This is a genomic window from Terriglobales bacterium, from assembly GCA_035624455.1.
Classification (GTDB): domain Bacteria; phylum Acidobacteriota; class Terriglobia; order Terriglobales; family Acidobacteriaceae; genus DASPRM01.
Map to the genome: position 1 here is coordinate 15,193 of DASPRM010000022.1, position 16,327 is coordinate 31,519.

Sequence of the window (16,327 nt, forward strand, 5' to 3'; positions counted from 1 at the left end):
TCATATCCTTTGGTGATGGTGGGTTCCCAGGAAAAGCACTTGTGTTTCTCGGGGTGGGCATAACTGCGAGCGGGCGGGGCGCCCGCGCCACAGAAAACTGCGCATTCTATAATGTTGATGTGTTTGAGAATCTCAGCGAGAAACTGCAGCGCGCGTTCAAGAATCTGCGCGGCCAGGGGAAGCTTACCGAAGAGAACATTGGGGAGGCTCTGCGGGAGATCCGCCTCGCCCTGCTCGAGGCCGATGTCAACGTAAAGGTTGTCAAGGAACTGATCGACCACGTGCGTGAAAAAGCCGTGGGCAGCGAAGTGATGACTGCGCTCACGCCGGCCGAGCAGATCGTCAAGATCGTCCGCGACGAACTTATCCTGCTGCTGGGCAAAGAAACGGCCCGGTTCAAGTTTACTTCCCAGCCCCCGACCGTGGTTCTGATGGCTGGGCTGCAAGGCTCGGGCAAAACCACCACGTCCGGGAAGCTGGCGCACTGGCTGAAGAAGGGCGGACATCGCCCGATGCTGGTCTCGGTGGACGTCTACCGTCCAGCGGCGCGGGAGCAGCTCAAGGTGGTGGCCAAGGCGATCAGCGGGCCGATCTACGAGGGCACCGTGGAAGAGGCCAACACCGCCACCGTCGAGCGCCTTGCCAAGGAAGCGCGGCGCGAGGCCACGATTATGGGCTGCGACGTGCTCATCGTGGACACCGCGGGACGCCTGCACATCGATGAGCAACTCATGGAGGAGATGCAGTCGCTCAAGCGCCTGTTGAATCCCAGCGAGATCCTCTTCGTGGCTGATGCCATGACCGGGCAGGACGCGGTGAAGTCCGCGGATGAATTTCACAAGAAGCTTTCGCTTACCGGGGTGATTCTCACCAAGATGGATGGCGATGCGCGCGGTGGCGCGGCGCTTTCCATCCGTCATGTGACCGGCCAGCCGATCAAGTTCATCGGCGTGGGCGAGAAATATGATGCGCTGGAGCCCTTCCACCCCGATCGGGTGGTTTCACGCATCCTTGGTATGGGCGACATTATGTCGCTGATCGAGCGCGCGGAAGAGAACATCGACCGCAAGAAGGCCGAGGAATTTACCAAGAAAGCGCTTACCGGCGACGGCTTCAGCCTGGAGGACTTCCGCGATCAACTCCGCCAAGTGCGCAAGATGGGGTCGTTTCAGAGCCTGCTGGGGATGCTGCCGCGCATCGGTCCCTTTGCCGGTCTGCAGAATGCTGCTGACAAGGTCGACGAGAAGGAGTTTACGCGCATCGAGGCGATTATCAACTCGATGACCGCATACGAGCGGTCGCACCATGAGGTTATCAATGGCAGCCGCCGCAAGCGCATCGCGCGTGGGTCGGGCACATCGGTACAGGAGGTTAATAATCTCCTGCGGCAGTACGCCCAGATGAAGAAGATGTTTAAAGACATGGGCAAGGCCAGCTTTGCCCGCAAACTGGCGGGAATGCGCTTGCCGGGCTCGTAGTGATGCGAGTTTGATGAGAGCCCCAATCATTCCAATGAAGTGGCGCGGAATTTCCGAAACTGAATCCGAACCGATCAAGGCTACGCTGGCCGCGGAATTGGCCGAGCGCCGGGAATTGATGCGCTACTACGTTCCGCCGGCCACGCAGGCGATCAACGACCGCGTCACCGAAGAGTTGAAGTCTTCCGGGATCGTGGAAAGAGTTCTGGCGCGAGGAGCCAAAGCTCCTGAGTTCACCCTGCCCGATGCGGATGGAAAGCTGGTTTCCTCGCGCGACTTGCTGGCACGGGGACCGCTGGTGATCAGCTTCTTTCGTGGCCGCTGGTGTCCTTTCTGCGTGGCCGAGGCCGAGGCGCTGAATCGGATATTGGCGCAGATCGAGCAATCCGGCGCTTCGTTGGTTGCAATCTCGCCCCAGGACGTTCGCCAAAACAGCTTTATGCGCGATCAGCATAAACTTGGTTATCCGTTGCTGAGCGATAGCGGCAACGGCGTTGCCCGGCAGTTTGGGCTGGTTTATTCGCTGCCCCAGTATCAGCAAGAGTTATTTCAGAGCGTGTTCATCAACCTGCCCTTCATCCACAGCCATCCCGCCTGGGAACTGCCCTTGCCTGCGACTTATGTTCTGAATTCGGACGGTACAGTCCGCTGGCATTGGATGAGCGCTGACTATACCGAACGCGCCGAACCAGGCGAAATAGTAGCCGTCCTCACCAGCCAGTAAATCGATTTACTCAAATTTTCCAGGCGCACGCCGTGTCGGGTACACTATGTCGCCGTCGCGCAGTGGCAGACGTCCAACTCCGCTTGCTGGAGGTCTCGATGAAACATGCCAGGGTTTGCATCCTCCGCCTGATGTCCCTGTTGCTGCTTTCTCTTCCTTTCTCCAACGCCCTTGCGCAATCGGCAACCGAAACGACAGGCAAAGCAAAGGAAGCGGGCGATCCTCTAAACGATCCGGCCATCGAGTCTCGCGTTGAGGCGCTGCTGAAGCAGATGACGCTGGAGGAAAAGATCGGGCAGGTGAATCAGTATTCCGCTGGGGAGCGCACAGGCCCGGGCACCGGGCGCATCAGTTACGACGACATGGTGGCACGCGGACAGGTGGGATCGTTATTCAACGTAACCGGAGCGAAGGAAACCAATGCCTTTCAGCACATTGCGGTCGAGAAGTCGCGGCTACATATTCCCCTGATCTTTGGCCTCGACGTGATTCACGGCTATCACACAATTTTTCCGGTGCCGCTGGCTATGGCTTCGACCTGGGATCCTGCGCTGGTGGAGCAGGCCGCGCGCGTAGCTGCACAGGAAGCCTCGGCAGACGGTGTGCGCTGGACGTTTTCTCCTATGGTAGACATTACGCGCGACGCGCGCTGGGGCCGCATCATTGAAGGAGCCGGGGAAGACCCGTACCTCGGACAGGCGATGGCTCGAGCCTACGTCCGCGGCTATCAAGGAGCGGAGCCAGGTGATCCCAGTTCCATCGCCGCTTGCGTAAAGCACTACGTTGGTTATGGGGCGGCCGAAGGCGGGCGTGATTACAACACCACGGAAATTCCCGAACGCCTGCTGCGCCAGGTTTACCTGCCACCGTTTCGTGCTGCTATCGATGCCGGCAGCATTACGCTGATGAGCGCCTTCAATTCGCTGAATGAGGTTCCGGCAAGCTCGAACTATTTCACCCTGACGCAGATTCTGCGCAAGGAATGGGGCTTCCGCGGACTCGTGGTAAGCGACTGGACGTCGATTAGAGAAACGATGGCTCACGGGATCGCGAATGATGGAGCCACGGCGGCGCGCAAGTCGATGAACGCGGGCGTCGATATGGATATGGAGTCCAATCTGTATTTTTCGAATCTGGCAAACCTGATCAAAGCGGGACAAGTATCCGAGGAGCGCCTCGACGACGCAGTGCGAAACATTCTGAGAGTGAAGTTTGCTCTCGGGCTGTTCGAGCATCCCTATGCCGATGAGTCACGCCCCGCGTCAACCTCGCTCGATCCGGCGCATGTGGAACTTGCGCGCACGGTCGCGGAAAAATCTCTGGTCCTGCTGAAAAATCAGGCCGTGGATGGCGCCTCGCTTCTGCCGCTCCCGGCCAATCTCCAAAAGATCGCACTGATCGGACCACTAGCGGACAGCAATATCGACATGCTGGGAAACTGGGCCGGCAGAGGGAAGCCCGGCGATGCAGTCACGCTTCGCTCTGCGCTTTCGGATTGGGCGCAGAAGCACGGCAAGCAAGTGATCTATGCCAAAGGAACGGAGATCGAAAGCGCGCCGGATGCGGCCTTCACCGAGGCGCTAAACGCAGCGCGGCAGGCCGACATTGTCCTGTTAGCGTTGGGTGAGAATGCCGCATGGATGAGCGGTGAAGCGGGCTCGCGCGCCTATCTCGGTCTGCCAACGAGCCAGGAACAGTTAATGGAAGCTGTGGTCGCCGTCGGCAAACCAGTGGTGCTGATTCTTTTCAGCGGGCGTCCGCTTGCAGTCAGTTGGGCGGCGGAGCATGTTCCTGCGATTGTGGAGGCCTGGTTCCCGGGAGTGCAGGCGGGTCCGGCGCTGGTGCGTGCTCTGTTCGGCGAAACCAACTTCAGCGGACGGCTGGTCACTTCGGTTCCGCACAGCGTGGGCCAGGAGCCGCTCTACTACAACCATCTGCCGACGGGACGACCTGCTACCGGGGTCGATCTTTCCCGTCCGCCCCGGACCCACGATCAGAAATTCAAGTCCCGTTACTACGACGAGGCCAATGATCCGCTATTCCCCTTCGGATATGGACTCTCGTATACGCGCTTTTCCTACTTGCCGCCCACGGTGAGCGCGACGACTGCCAGCGCGCGCACTTTGAATGCCGGCGGCGCGGGACTGCGGGTCTCGGCAGAGGTGAAAAACATTGGGGATCGGGCTGGCGAAGAAGTTGTGCAACTCTACATCCGCGAGACCGGGACCAGTGTGTCGCGGCCGGTGCGGGAGTTGAAGGGATTTCAGAAAATCTCGCTGGGGCCGGGCGAGTCAAAGAACGTGGAATTCAGGCTGGGAAAGGATGAACTGTCTTTCTGGAATATCGACATGAAGAATGTGGTCGAGCCGGCGAAGCTGGAGGTGTGGGTGGCGCCGAATTCGGCGGAGGGGAGCCCGGCGGTGGTGGAGATTAGTGAATAGCTGTGATGCGGGCGCAGTAGCTGCTCATCCCTCGTCGGACTGACGTTCTCCTCCTGATGACAAGCCGTGACGACCGCCTGCGCCAAACCCTTGCCCACACCTGCAACTTACGGCATAATAAGCGTTTGTGCCCGCGTCGGAGAGATCGCCGGGCACGACCGGATCGCCTGGAAGGAAGTCTCGGACGTTCTTCGATCGCCCGGAAATCAAAGAAAAGGAATTACTTAACGTGCTAATGATTCGTCTGGCGCGCGTGGGTGCGCGCAAGCAGCCTTATTATCGTGTGGTCGTAATCGAGAAGGAGCGGGCTCGGAATGGCCGTGCCGTAGAGATTGTCGGCACCTACAACCCGCGCACTAGCCCGGCAAGCCTGGAGTTGAAGCGGGATCGCGTCGAGCACTGGGTGTCGAAGGGCGCGCGGATGTCGGACCGTGTGGCGAAGCTGTGGCAGAAGGCTCCGGCTGCGACTCCTGCAGCTTAGCTTTGGCTGGCAGGACGGCGGCCAGGGAGCACCAAAATTATGAGTCCTAAGGTCGAGAATTCCGGTCCCAATCCGCAAGCCCTGGTGGCGGCGATTGCGCATGCGCTGATCGGGAAACCCGAGGATACATTCGTCGATCCCTATGAGGAGGATGGCGAAATCATCCTGGAGTTGGAAGTCCCCGAGGAAGATGTGGGCAAGCTGATCGGGCGGCAGGGGCGTACGGCGCGCGCCATCCGCAACATTCTCGCGGCGGTGAGCGAGAAAGCGGGCAAGCGTTACGTGTTGGAGATCGTGGAATAGCCCGCGCGGAAGAGTTCATTACCCTGGCGCGCGTTGCCAAGACGCAGGGACGCCGGGGCGAAGTAGCGGCCGACCTGCATAGCGATTTCCCGGAGCTTTTTGCCGAACGACGGCACTTGTTCGCCTTGCTGGCGAACGGTACGCGCCGCGAGCTTGAACTGGAATCGTTTTGGCCGCATAAGGCGCGGCTGATTTTGAAGTTTGCCGGGGTGGATACGATCAGCGATGCCGAAGCGCTGATCGGCGCTGAGATTCAGATTCCCGCGCGCGAGCGGGCGAACCTCGAAGCGGGCGTGCAGTACATATCCGATTTGGTGGGATGCTCGGTTTCGGCAAAGGCGCCGGAGTTTCCCGCGGCGCAGGAACTGGGCACGGTCGAGCAGGTGCAGTTTGGCGCGGGAGAAGCGCCGCTGCTGGTGATCCGGAAGGGAAATCAGGAACACCTGATCCCGTTCGCCGCGGAGTACATCGCGGCGGTAGATGTGGATCGGAAGCGCATCGAGTTGGTGCTGCCGGAGGGGATGCTGGAGATCAATTCGCCGCTAACGGCTGAGGAGAAGAAGCGGCAAGGTTTGCGATCGGCTATGGAAACAGGGTGTCAGACCAGAACGAAAAACACCAGATCCTTCGACTCCGCGCCCGCGACCCGCAAAGAGCGCGGGCCGAAATAAGCGAAGCGGGCGCGTCGCTCAGGATGACACTTGAGAGTTTTTGAATGATGTCTGTACCGGCCGCGATGAAATTTGAAATCCTTACGATTTTTCCGGATTTCTTTCGCGGGCCGTTTGATTACGGGATTGTCCGGCGGGCGAAAGAAGCCGGTCTGGTTGCGATCAACATTCACGATCTGCGGGCGTTTGCGAAAGACAAGCACCGCACCGTAGATGACCGCCCGTTTGGCGGCGGCGAGGGCATGGTGCTCAAGCCGGAACCGATCTTTGAGTGTGCGGATGCACTAGGGTTGGCTTCGCGCGTCGAGCGCGTTGCGGGTGCTGCTCGCGAATCGGTGGTTCTGCTGTCGCCGCAAGGCAGGCTGTTCGATCAGCAGATGGCAGCCGAGTTGGCAGTCCTGGAACGCGTGGTGCTGATCTGCGGACGCTATGAAGGAGTCGACGAGCGCGTGGGTCAGCATTTGGCGGATCGCGAGGTTTCGGTTGGCAACTTCGTTCTGAGTGGCGGAGAGCTGGCAGCGGCGCTGATGGTGGATGCGGTTACGCGATTGATCCCGGGCGCGCTGGGCAATGAGGCGTCGTCGCAGCAGGAATCCTTTAGCGCCGCGATGGAACTGGGCGGAGACGGGCCGAGTTCGACGTGCGTGTCGGGCGGATTGCTTGATTATCCGCATTACACGCGGCCGGCGGAATATCGGGGCATGGCGGTGCCGGAGCCGTTGATCTCGGGCAATCACGAGGAGATTCGCCGCTGGCGGCGGCGGGAAGCGCTGGCCAAGACTTCGCGCAATCGTCCCGACTTGCTGAATCCGGAGCATTTGAGCGAGGAGGACATGAAGTTGCTGGCGCAAGTAGCGAAGGACAAGAAGTAGGGCACAAAGAATCGCAAGAACAGTCGAGGCTGCGCCTCGCCCTCCCACACTAGCCAAAGGAAGGCTAGGATGGGGCACCCTAAAGATTGAAGGAAGAGGAATCATGTCAACATCACCGATCATTCAGCGACTCGTCGCCAAGACGCAGCGTACCGATCTCCCCAAATTCAAGCCTGGCGACACCGTGCGCGTTCATGTGAAGATCAAGGAAGGCGACAAGGAACGCGTGCAGGCCTTCGAGGGACTGGTCATCTCGTACAGCGGAGGGGCGCAGCCCAGCTTCACGGTGCGCAAAATCAGCTTTGGTCACGGAGTGGAGCGCATTTTCCCGCTGAACTCGAAGGTCATCGACAAGATCGAAGTGGTGCGATCGGCGCACGTGCGGCGCGCCAAGCTGTACTATCTGCGCGGACTGCGTGGCAAGGCGGCTCGTTTGCGCGAGGCGGATACGCGGCAGGCACAGTGAGAGTGAGTCCGTCGCGATTCTGTTGACGTTTTTCGAGTGACAGCTGCTTCGCGATGCAACTGCAGATCCCTCGCAGTTTGCGGCCGCTCGTGATGACAAGAATGAAAGGGCGTCTGCGGCGCGGCTGAAGCCACGCCCTTTCAAAGCAGACCCATCTCAAATCAAGAACTACCCCACCCCAACCAAAAGACGGCTAGAGTGGGGCACCCTCAGGATTGTCTCGGGGGCACCCTCAAGAGTCTCTCCGGATCTACTGCGGGTGAGTTGCCAGGGGCTTCACAATCTCGCTCAGCAGATCCGGTTTGCTTTCGTCCTTTACCAGATGCGGGTACTTTTCGCCCTCGTGGTAGTTGAGGTTGTAGGTGCGATAGAACTCAGTGTTTTCGGCGAGAAGTTCGATAGGCTGCTTGCCGTCCTTTGAAGCCTTGATGGCATCATGGATCACGCCGCGCGAGAACTTGCGGCCATTGACCGCGATGATCTTCATCCCGGGGGCAATGCCTGCCTGTGCCGCTGGATAAGCCGGAATCACGTCTCTTACCTTGCCTTCCTCGGTAAGCGACACTCCGATTGAGTAGCGCAGCTCAACAGTTTTGTACACATCATCTTCGTCTTTCATGAATTCATTGACGGTGTCGTTGAACACGAGTTTCCAGCCGCCATTCTCGATCCCGCCCAGCGGCGCGTCAGGCTGAATTACATCCACGCGACCCTGGAAAAACTTGCGCCAGTCGTACGCAACGACCTGGTTCATGGCCGCAACGAGATCGTCGAAGGTATAAGGCTTCATTTCAGGTTCGCCGCTCGCCCCGCCGTAAAACAGCTTGCAGAAATCGTTGAGCGACTTCTGACCCCTGGTGAGCTGGCGAATGGTGACATCAGCGTCGAGCCACAGGAGATCGCCTTCGGGATAGAAATCGACGCTGCGGCGCAAGGCGTCCCAGGCTGTGGGGGAGTCGTAAAGGAAGGGCGCAGACACGGCGGTATCTTCCAACGACCGCCATTTTCGTCCGGGACGTATCTGCATGAAGGCCGCGGTCACGGCCAGAGACTCACGATATTGGTCAGGCGTAATCAGGTCGCTGCGCGCCGTCAGGATGTGTCCCAGGTATTGGGTCAGGCCTTCATAAACCCAAAGCAGTTCGCCCTTCATGGGCTGCTGGTAGTCAGGAGTGGCGAGGCCCGCGGGACGGCGGTACTTGCCGTTCCACGAGTGCGTGAACTCATGCGGGAAGAGACCCGTTCCAAGAGTGACCTCAGGCTCATCGACAAGATAGCGTTCGCCCGCGCGATCATCGCTGGATTCGTGGTGCTCAAGGCCAAAGTGAGCCACGTGGTCGCTCAGGCTGAGCAGGAACTCGTAGTGACGATAGTGACGCGAGCCGAAGAGAGCGCCAGTCTCAAGAACCAGGTTGGTGTAACCCTTCTCGAGCCTGGGCACAATGGCCAAAGCGGCTTCGCTATCGGCAGCAATGTCGATCTGGTGGCGGATCTTCTCCGAGGGAGCTAAGGGTACGACGCGGAAGTACTGCCCCGTAATCACAGGTGAGTCCACCAGGGTATTAAGGGGCACCGACGCGAACTCGATGAAGCCGCCCTGCCGGGCGACATCCAAAGGTGATCCAAATTTCCAGCCCACAGGCAAACGCAGGCGGGGCGCGAACATGACTTCTGTGGCCGTCATTCCCTGCGGATACAGGAGAACCTGGTTCCAGTTGATGACCGCCAGTTTGTCGGTTACCGAGGTTGCGCCGGAAAACCCGCTCTCCTGGGTGGGCTCCAGATAATCAAGTGCAATTTCGAGCGTGCTCGCGCCCGCGGGAAGATCCACGTGAAAAGCGAACATGTCCACATCGTCGCGACGCCAGGAGACATTCTTGCCGCCAGCGGTGAAGTTGAGGCCAGCCAGGTTATCGATGGGTCCGCTGGGCATGTGCTCGCCGGGAATCCATTTGGGATACACGAGGGTGAGCGGGCCGGGGCTGACGGGAATCTCCTCACGTGCGTGCAGGATCCGGCGCGGAACATCGCTGGCATCGACGGTGAGCGTGATCGCGCCGGGCAGTTTTTTGGATTGGGAAACCGGTGGCTTCGAATCCTGCCGGTGGGTGGTTTGTGAGTTTGCGGATGAAATACAGAAAAACAGAAGGGCAGTAGTTACCAACGGACATGGGCGCATAGACGTGGTCAGGGTAAATGGCGGACGTTGTTGCCTGCAATAGGCGATCTTATGTGCTGCTCAGAGGTACAGGCCCGAATTCTCCGAGGCTATTGCCAACCCGGCATCTGCCACATTGGTGCTGTGGCAGAGAGCATATAGCCAGAGGAAACTATGGCTCGCAGGCTCGGGGTGTTCGCCTTTCTTTTCCTGCTGACTCTCGCTTTAACGCTCTCTGGTTGCTCTGGCGCTGCCGGGACGTCTGACGCATCTTCATCGGGCGGCGGCGGTGGAACCGGCGGAGGGGGCGGTGGAGGTGGGGGTGGCGGCGGTGGCGGTTCACCAACTGCGTGCAACGTGATGGCCACCGGTCAGGGGGCGAGCTTGAATGGTTTTCGTCCGTTCAGTTCCTCCAGCGCCTGGAACCAGGACATCTCGAACGCGCCAGTGGATCCCAATTCCAGCGCCATTATCAACTTCATTGGTCCGACGGCGGGTGTGCATGCCGACTTCGGATCGGGTCTTTATAGCGGCAGCATCATCGGCATTCCCTACGTAGTGGTGGGATCCGGGCAGGCGTTTGTGGACGTGAATTTCAATGCTTACGGCGATGAAAGCGATCCCGGTCCGATGCCGATCCCAGCCAATGCGCTGATCGAGGGCGACCCCAATCCTGGCAATGGCGACCGCCACGTATTGGTGCTGGACAACAATCAGTGCTGGCTATATGAGCTCTACGGCGCGTCGGCGGGTGCGAACGGCAGCTGGAACGCGGGCTCCGCCGCGGTTTGGGATCTGTTAGGAAACGAGCAGCGGCCATGGACGTGGACCTCGGCCGATGCTGCCGGGCTGTCGATCTTCGCGGGCCTGGCGCGCTATGACGAAGTAGCCGCCGGTCAGATTCAGCATGCGCTGCGCTTCACCCTGCAGCAGAGCCGTGCCGCCATGGTGCCGCCGGCCTCGCATTGGGCCGCCAACTCCAGCAATTCGCTGGCGGCGCCTATGGGCATGCGGCTGCGGTTGAAAGCCAGCTTCGACATCTCCAGCTACTCGGCCACCAATCAGGTGATTTTGAAGGCGCTGAAGCAGTACGGCATGATCATGGCGGATAACGGCTCCAATATGTTCATCAGCGGCGCGCCTGACGATCGCTGGAACAATGACGATCTGCATCAGCTGGGTAACGTGAAGGCTTCGGATTTCGAAGTGGTGCAGATGAACCCGGTTTATACGTCGTCGAATGTGCCGCAAGGAGCTGCGCCATCGATCGCGAGCTTCACGGCGAGTTCCACAACTGTGAGCGCGAATACAGCAGTTACCTTGAGTTGGAACGTGAGCAACGCTGCGTATTTGATCATTTCGCCGCAGATTGGTCCCGTGCGCAATACGAGCCTTAGCGTGACCCCGGCGAAGACCACGACCTATACGTTGTACGCGGCCAACCAGTATGGAAGATCAACGGCAACCGTGACGGTGACCGTGCAGTAAGGAGACGGGGTTCGCTCAGACGGAGGTGTGTTCTCCCCGCCCTCCGCCAAAAACAGGCAGAAGGGTAGCCGACGGCTACTCGGTCTCTTTTACCACGCGTCCATTCAATGGCTGGGTGGGTCTTGCGTTCATTGGGTACGGCTTGGCGAAGGCATCGACCTGCTGAGCAGAGAGAGTCTTGGATGATTTCAACACGTACCAGGTCACACCCTCGGTACAGGGCGGAGTGGTGAGCGAACCTGCGAAGGTATAGTAGCCAAGCTTTTCGGGCAGCAGATCCGCTGCGTTGATGGTGATGCCCTCGACTGGGGTCTCTACGCCTTTTTCGCGGGGCAGGTGATCCCAGATTGTCTGGATTGCAGAGTTGGCCTGGCCCTTCTTCAGCAAGACAGCGACCACAGCGAGTTTTCCCTCAGCATCGGCATGCACCAGATGGGCCACCATATCTGACGGCTGACCATTGATCTTCTCTTCACTGGGATGGTGAAAATGGAACTGCTTGAGCTCGTATTTATGATCGCCAACGGTGATGGTGCTGCCGGAAGAATAGTTCACCTGAATGGAGTGGCCGTTGTCGATGATCTTGAGGGGCGCAGGCTGGTAGTCGAATTGAATTCGCGGCAGGGAAGCCTTCTGCGGATTGCGAATGTCGATGGGAGATTGCTCCTTGCCGGTTTTGCAAGTGGTGAAGGAGGGATCGAGGTCTCCCCAATGCTCGGGGCCTTCGGCACCGGTGTATGTCCAGTGAGGTGGAGAAGTCTTTTGTTGAGCCATGCTCGATGTTGAGATCGCAAAAACCAGGAAAACCAGCCATGCTCCTCGCGAATTCATCGCTTTGGCCTCGCGGGCTTAAATCAATCTGCTGATGGTGCCAAGGTGAAATATGCAGGACTGCGACTTTAACACGGCCAGTGAATTTGCGCTATCCGTCCCGGAGGTCGGCAATGCTTTGCCAAATCGTGGCTGACGGGAGTCTCCGTGTAGAATCGCGGACCGGAGGCTGTGCAGAGCTTGCTATGAATCCTCAGAAACTTCGGTTGGTTCTCCCGTTGTTATTGTTCGTGCTGATTCTCTTTGCTGCTGTTGCCGCGCCCGCTGAGTCGCGTCCCGAGGCATTACATAAATTTTTTGCGGACGTGTTTGAACAACAGTTGCGGGACAGCCCGCAATTCGCGACGGCCATCGGCCGTCACGACTATGATGACCGATGGAACGACTGGTCGCGCGCCGGACTGGACCGCCGCCGCGCCCACCTCCAGCAGTGGCTTAAGGAACTCGATACGTTCCCGGTGGAAGGTCTGCCGGCCGAGGACCGACTCAGCGTGCGGCTGCTTCACTATGATCTGCAGCAGGCACTGGACGCCTTCGATCTCGAGAATTGGCTACTGAGCATGGGGCAGATGTTCGGGCTGCACAACCGTGTTTATCTCACGGTGGACCGCATGCCCGCGCAGACCCTGCATGATTATCAGAACATCCTTGCCCGCCTTCGTGCTGTGCCTGCGTATGTCGATCAGAACATCGCCATGCTCAACGATGCCGTGCAGCATGGATATGTGCAGCCTCGACTCGTTGTGGATATCGTCAGCAAGCAAATCTCCACCCAGGCAGCTCAGACTCCTGAAAACACAAATCTGTTGGTTGCGTTTCGCCATTTTCCATCGAGCATTCCAGGCGACGTACAGGCGAAGATGCGAGCCGATGCCACCGACGCTTATCAGAACCAGTTTGTGCCGGCATGGCGCAAGCTCCTCGACTATGTCCAGAATTCTTACGCTCCTCATGCGCGGACCAGCATCGGGCTGAGCGCGCTGCCGGGTGGACGGGAGGCCTACGCGATCCTGGTCCGGCGGCTCACCACGACCAATATGACGCCGGATGAGATCCACAAAATCGGTGAGGAAGAGGTTGCCCGCATCGAGAAAGAGATGCTGGCCATCGCTCGCTCGACGGGGTTCAACGGCTCACTGGAGGAATTCCAGCGTAACCTACAGACTTCGCTGGAACAGCATTTCCGTTCGCGCGAGGAGATGCTGGTGTATTGCCGCAATACGGCCAAAATCATCGAGCCGCAGCTGCCGGTGCTCTTCAAGCATATTCCGCTCTTGCTTTATGGCGTACGTCCGATTCCGGAGGACCGCGAGCAAGCCTCGGCCAGCAATGCGCAAGCGCCATCGCCCGACGGCAGTACTCCGGGATGGTTCAATCTGAAGACGTATGAGCCGGAGAAGCAGGTTAAGTTCGACAAAGAGGCGCTGGTGCTGCACGAGGCCGTGCCCGGTCACATTTTTCAGATCACGCTGGCGCATTCGCTGCCGGACCTGCCGGAGTTCCGCAAGTTCTACTTCAACAGCGCCTACGCAGAAGGCTGGGCACTCTACGCGGAGTCCCTGGGTGCGCAGCTCGGGGTATATCGCGATCCACACAGCCGCTTTGGCCAGCTCAGCAGTGAGCGGTTTCGAGCGGTGAGGCTGGTCGTTGATACCGGCATTCATACCATGGGCTGGACTCGCGATCAGGCGATCGAATACTTCCGCATGCACGCCCCGGAAGAGTCTGTTTCGGAGATTGATCGCTACATCTCATGGCCGGCGCAAGCTCTCGCCTACAAGGTAGGCCAGCTCCAGATCGTGAGGCTGCGACAGCAGGCGGAGCAGAGTCTCGGCGTCAGGTTCGACATACGGGATTTTCACGACGCGGTTCTGCGGGACGGAGCTCTGCCGATGGAGTGGCTGCAGCAGCAGGTGCAGCAGTACATCAGCTCGGCCAAACAATCTGTGCCGAGAGATTCCCTGCCGATAAGGCCAGAGGTCGGATCCGGTCAGCCCGGGACCGAAAACGGCACTTGGCATTGACGGCAGCCGTTTTCAGGCGTAGCTGCTAAAATTTGGCTGTCGTCCTGTGCTGCGGAAAAAGAAAATCGCTCCTGATCCCACCGTCTCCCGCTCCACGTTAAAGATGCGGTTGCTGAAGAAGCTGAAGTGTACGACGCGGTTTGAACGCGAGCTTTGGCGGGAAGGAGCGCAACTCGTCGCAGGCGTGGATGAGGTCGGTCGCGGGGCGCTGTTCGGACCGGTTGTGGCGGGCGCGGTGATTCTCGATCCCAGCTACCGCATCAAGGGACTCCGCGATTCGAAACTGCTGCCGGCCGCTCGCCGCGTCGTGCTCGCCGAGCGCATCAAGCAGCACTGTATAGCGTGGGCGATTGCCGCGGTGGATGTCGCGCGTATCGACCAGCTAAACATCTATCACGCCTCCCGGCTGGCGATGACGGAGGCGGTCCGCCAGCTCCTGCCGGCTCCAGATTTTCTGCTGATTGACGCGCTGAAACTGGAGCATCCCTGCCAGCAACGATCGATCATTCACGGCGATGCTCTCTCGGCTTCGATCGCTGCTGCTTCCATCGTCGCTAAAGTCGAACGTGACCTGATGATCTCTGCCTGGGCGCCCGTTTTTCCTGCCTACGATCTCGCATCCAATAAGGGATATCGTTCCCCCAAACATCTGAAGGCGCTGCGGGAATATGGGCCATCGCCGCTCCATCGCCAGTCGTTTGCGCCAGTGTGGAACGCAGCATCCCCACAGGAGGCGCTGGAATTCATATTGCAGGAAGAGTCGTCGCCCGAAGCTGAAGCTCTTCTGGAAGAAGTTGAGCTGGAGTCAGCGGCAGCAGATGATGACCAGGTTGAACTGACTTCGGTCGGCTCATGATCGGGCGGAACCACGGACTACACGGATTTCCGCGGATCAGAATCAGGCAAAAGTCTCTTCAGAACCTACAGCAGATCCACGTGAAATTTGCACAGGCGGTCGCCCTTAGGCGAGATTACCTCCATCACAAGGCGGTCCTCAATCGGTACATGGCCGAGTCTAAAGCCCACGCGGTAGATGCGCTCGTCATAGGGAACGTCCCGCGGCACACCGATCTCATCAACGATGCTGGGCTGAATAATTTTCGCTTCCAGGCCACGGAAGATCTTCACACGAAAACGCACACTGAGAAGAAAATCGTTCAGGCTGTGATTGCTGCTGGCGGGAGTGGGGTGTTCGTCGACGATGCGATCATGCGCGCTGGCTGTAACTCGAAATTGCAGGTACTCGGGGTAGTAGCGGATGAGCTGGCCGCTCTTGGCAAACAGGTGGGATTGCCCGTCCTGGGTGACATGACGCCATCCCTCGAATTCGGGGCTTTCTACGGAAGCCATGAGGTGGAATCTTTCTCCTGAAGGCACTAGCCGGAAACTCTCAACTCCCAGCGGAATACGCGAGTGAAATACCACCAACTCGCTGGGCGCATTGGGGTCCTTCTCCCCAGGCAAGAGTTGGGAACTTAGCAGCAGCAAGGCTAAAGCGAGCGCCGGAACGCAATGTCGGATCTTGCAGTATGGCATGTATACCTGCCGGTATTCGAGGACCCCAAGGTTGCTGGAGATTATGCCTGAAATGAGGATTGTGTGCTTGCTAAGATGAAGATGAGAGCCGGAGCGAATGTTCAGACTGCTGTGTATTACAGCTCATCCCGATGACGAAGTAGGAGGGTTCGGGGGTACGTTGCTGCTCTATGGCTCTCGCGGGGTTGAGACTTATGTCACTTGCCTAACCCCCGGCCAGGCGGCTACGAACCGTGGCGGCGCCAGGTCAGATGCAGAACTGGCTGCCATGCGGCGCGCGGAATTTGCCGAGGCTTGCAAAATCCTTCGCGTACATCACGGGGAGGTTCTGGATTATCCCGATGCCCGCTTATATCGCGTGGACTTCTTCGAGGTGGTTGGCGTTCTGACGCGCCGTATCCGCGAGATTCGACCGCACGTGGTACTGACGATCGGCCCGGAGGGAGCGATAACCGCTCATCCCGATCACTCGATGGCATCGGTGTTCGCTACTGTGGCGTACCACTGGGCGGGCAGAAGCAACCATTACCCTGAGCAGCTCATTAATGGTCTCAAACCGCATCGCGCGCAGAAGCTCTACTACGCCACTGCGAATTTTGTACTCGAGGACCGGCCTCCGGTCTCCCTGCCTCCCGCTACCGCTATCATCGAGGTGGGCGACATTCTGGAAACGAAGATCATCGCCTTTAGTGCCCACGTCAGCCAGCGTCCTTTGCTGCCGATCTTCGAGAAGACGATCCGCAATCGAGGTGCATGCGAGCGCTATCATCTGGCCGCGGCCATAACGCCCCGCACCTTAGACGGCATTGAGCACGACTTGTTCACTGGAGTGATTGAGTAAGCCGGAATCAGCT

At 58.9% G+C, this 16,327-nt stretch carries 15 protein-coding genes; 12 read left to right on the top strand and 3 right to left on the bottom strand.

Features of this window, described 5'->3' with window-relative positions:
- The first annotated feature begins 119 nt into the window (after nucleotides 1-119).
- The 8 genes from ffh to rplS all read left to right on the top strand — a co-directional run bounded on the left by ffh (nucleotide 120) and on the right by rplS (nucleotide 7,436).
- Entirely contained in the window at nucleotides 120-1,478 is a 1,359-nt protein-coding gene (ffh, locus tag VEG30_02175; protein ID HXZ78705.1) for a signal recognition particle protein, read from the top strand.
- A gap of 13 nt (nucleotides 1,479-1,491) precedes the next feature.
- Nucleotides 1,492-2,202 (top strand): peroxiredoxin-like family protein, encoded by a 711-nt coding sequence (locus VEG30_02180; GenBank protein ID HXZ78706.1) that lies wholly within the window; start codon nucleotides 1,492-1,494, stop codon nucleotides 2,200-2,202.
- A 98-nt stretch (nucleotides 2,203-2,300) separates the two neighbouring features.
- Complete coding sequence (locus VEG30_02185; protein HXZ78707.1) at nucleotides 2,301-4,643, top strand: glycoside hydrolase family 3 N-terminal domain-containing protein; 2,343 nt, start codon at nucleotides 2,301-2,303, stop codon at nucleotides 4,641-4,643.
- 235 nt (nucleotides 4,644-4,878) lie between these two features.
- Nucleotides 4,879-5,124: a 30S ribosomal protein S16 gene (gene rpsP / locus VEG30_02190; protein HXZ78708.1), complete on the top strand. Its 246-nt coding sequence runs from the start codon at nucleotides 4,879-4,881 to the stop codon at nucleotides 5,122-5,124.
- A gap of 39 nt (nucleotides 5,125-5,163) precedes the next feature.
- Nucleotides 5,164-5,427, top strand: a complete 264-nt coding sequence (locus VEG30_02195) for a KH domain-containing protein (protein HXZ78709.1) — start codon at nucleotides 5,164-5,166, stop codon at nucleotides 5,425-5,427.
- 74 nt (nucleotides 5,428-5,501) lie between these two features.
- Entirely contained in the window at nucleotides 5,502-6,098 is a 597-nt protein-coding gene (gene rimM, locus VEG30_02200; GenBank protein ID HXZ78710.1) for a ribosome maturation factor RimM, read from the top strand.
- A gap of 44 nt (nucleotides 6,099-6,142) precedes the next feature.
- Nucleotides 6,143-6,970 carry a tRNA (guanosine(37)-N1)-methyltransferase TrmD gene (trmD, locus tag VEG30_02205; GenBank protein HXZ78711.1) on the top strand — a complete coding sequence of 276 codons (828 nt, stop codon included), beginning with the start codon at nucleotides 6,143-6,145 and terminating at the stop codon, nucleotides 6,968-6,970.
- Nucleotides 6,971-7,073: 103 nt separating this feature from the next.
- Nucleotides 7,074-7,436, top strand: coding sequence for a 50S ribosomal protein L19 (gene rplS, locus VEG30_02210; GenBank protein ID HXZ78712.1), 363 nt, complete (start codon nucleotides 7,074-7,076; stop codon nucleotides 7,434-7,436).
- Between the two features lie 250 nt (nucleotides 7,437-7,686).
- Here the strand turns inward: rplS and VEG30_02215 are convergent, their stop codons facing one another.
- Nucleotides 7,687-9,615 (bottom strand): M61 family peptidase, encoded by a 1,929-nt coding sequence (locus VEG30_02215; GenBank protein ID HXZ78713.1) that lies wholly within the window; start codon nucleotides 9,613-9,615, stop codon nucleotides 7,687-7,689.
- Nucleotides 9,616-9,768: 153 nt separating this feature from the next.
- On the opposite strand from VEG30_02215, the gene VEG30_02220 reads away from it, so the two are divergent.
- Nucleotides 9,769-11,082 (top strand): hypothetical protein, encoded by a 1,314-nt coding sequence (locus VEG30_02220; protein ID HXZ78714.1) that lies wholly within the window; start codon nucleotides 9,769-9,771, stop codon nucleotides 11,080-11,082.
- Between the two features lie 75 nt (nucleotides 11,083-11,157).
- On the opposite strand, the gene VEG30_02225 is transcribed toward VEG30_02220, so the two are convergent.
- Nucleotides 11,158-11,913, bottom strand: a complete 756-nt coding sequence (locus VEG30_02225; protein ID HXZ78715.1) for a carbonic anhydrase family protein — start codon at nucleotides 11,911-11,913, stop codon at nucleotides 11,158-11,160.
- A gap of 185 nt (nucleotides 11,914-12,098) precedes the next feature.
- Between VEG30_02225 and VEG30_02230 the strand changes: the two genes are divergently transcribed.
- Both VEG30_02230 and VEG30_02235 read left to right on the top strand, forming a co-directional pair.
- The gene (locus VEG30_02230; GenBank protein HXZ78716.1) at nucleotides 12,099-13,937 is read left to right on the top strand and encodes a DUF885 domain-containing protein; all 1,839 of its coding nucleotides are present in this window, start codon (nucleotides 12,099-12,101) and stop codon (nucleotides 13,935-13,937) included.
- A 46-nt stretch (nucleotides 13,938-13,983) separates the two neighbouring features.
- Nucleotides 13,984-14,793, top strand: a complete 810-nt coding sequence (locus tag VEG30_02235) for a ribonuclease HII (GenBank protein ID HXZ78717.1) — start codon at nucleotides 13,984-13,986, stop codon at nucleotides 14,791-14,793.
- Nucleotides 14,794-14,858: 65 nt separating this feature from the next.
- Here the strand turns inward: VEG30_02235 and VEG30_02240 are convergent, their stop codons facing one another.
- Nucleotides 14,859-15,473, bottom strand: a complete 615-nt coding sequence (locus VEG30_02240; GenBank protein HXZ78718.1) for a hypothetical protein — start codon at nucleotides 15,471-15,473, stop codon at nucleotides 14,859-14,861.
- A gap of 97 nt (nucleotides 15,474-15,570) precedes the next feature.
- On the opposite strand from VEG30_02240, the gene VEG30_02245 reads away from it, so the two are divergent.
- Nucleotides 15,571-16,314: a PIG-L family deacetylase gene (locus VEG30_02245; protein ID HXZ78719.1), complete on the top strand. Its 744-nt coding sequence runs from the start codon at nucleotides 15,571-15,573 to the stop codon at nucleotides 16,312-16,314.
- Nucleotides 16,315-16,327: the final 13 nt, after the last annotated feature.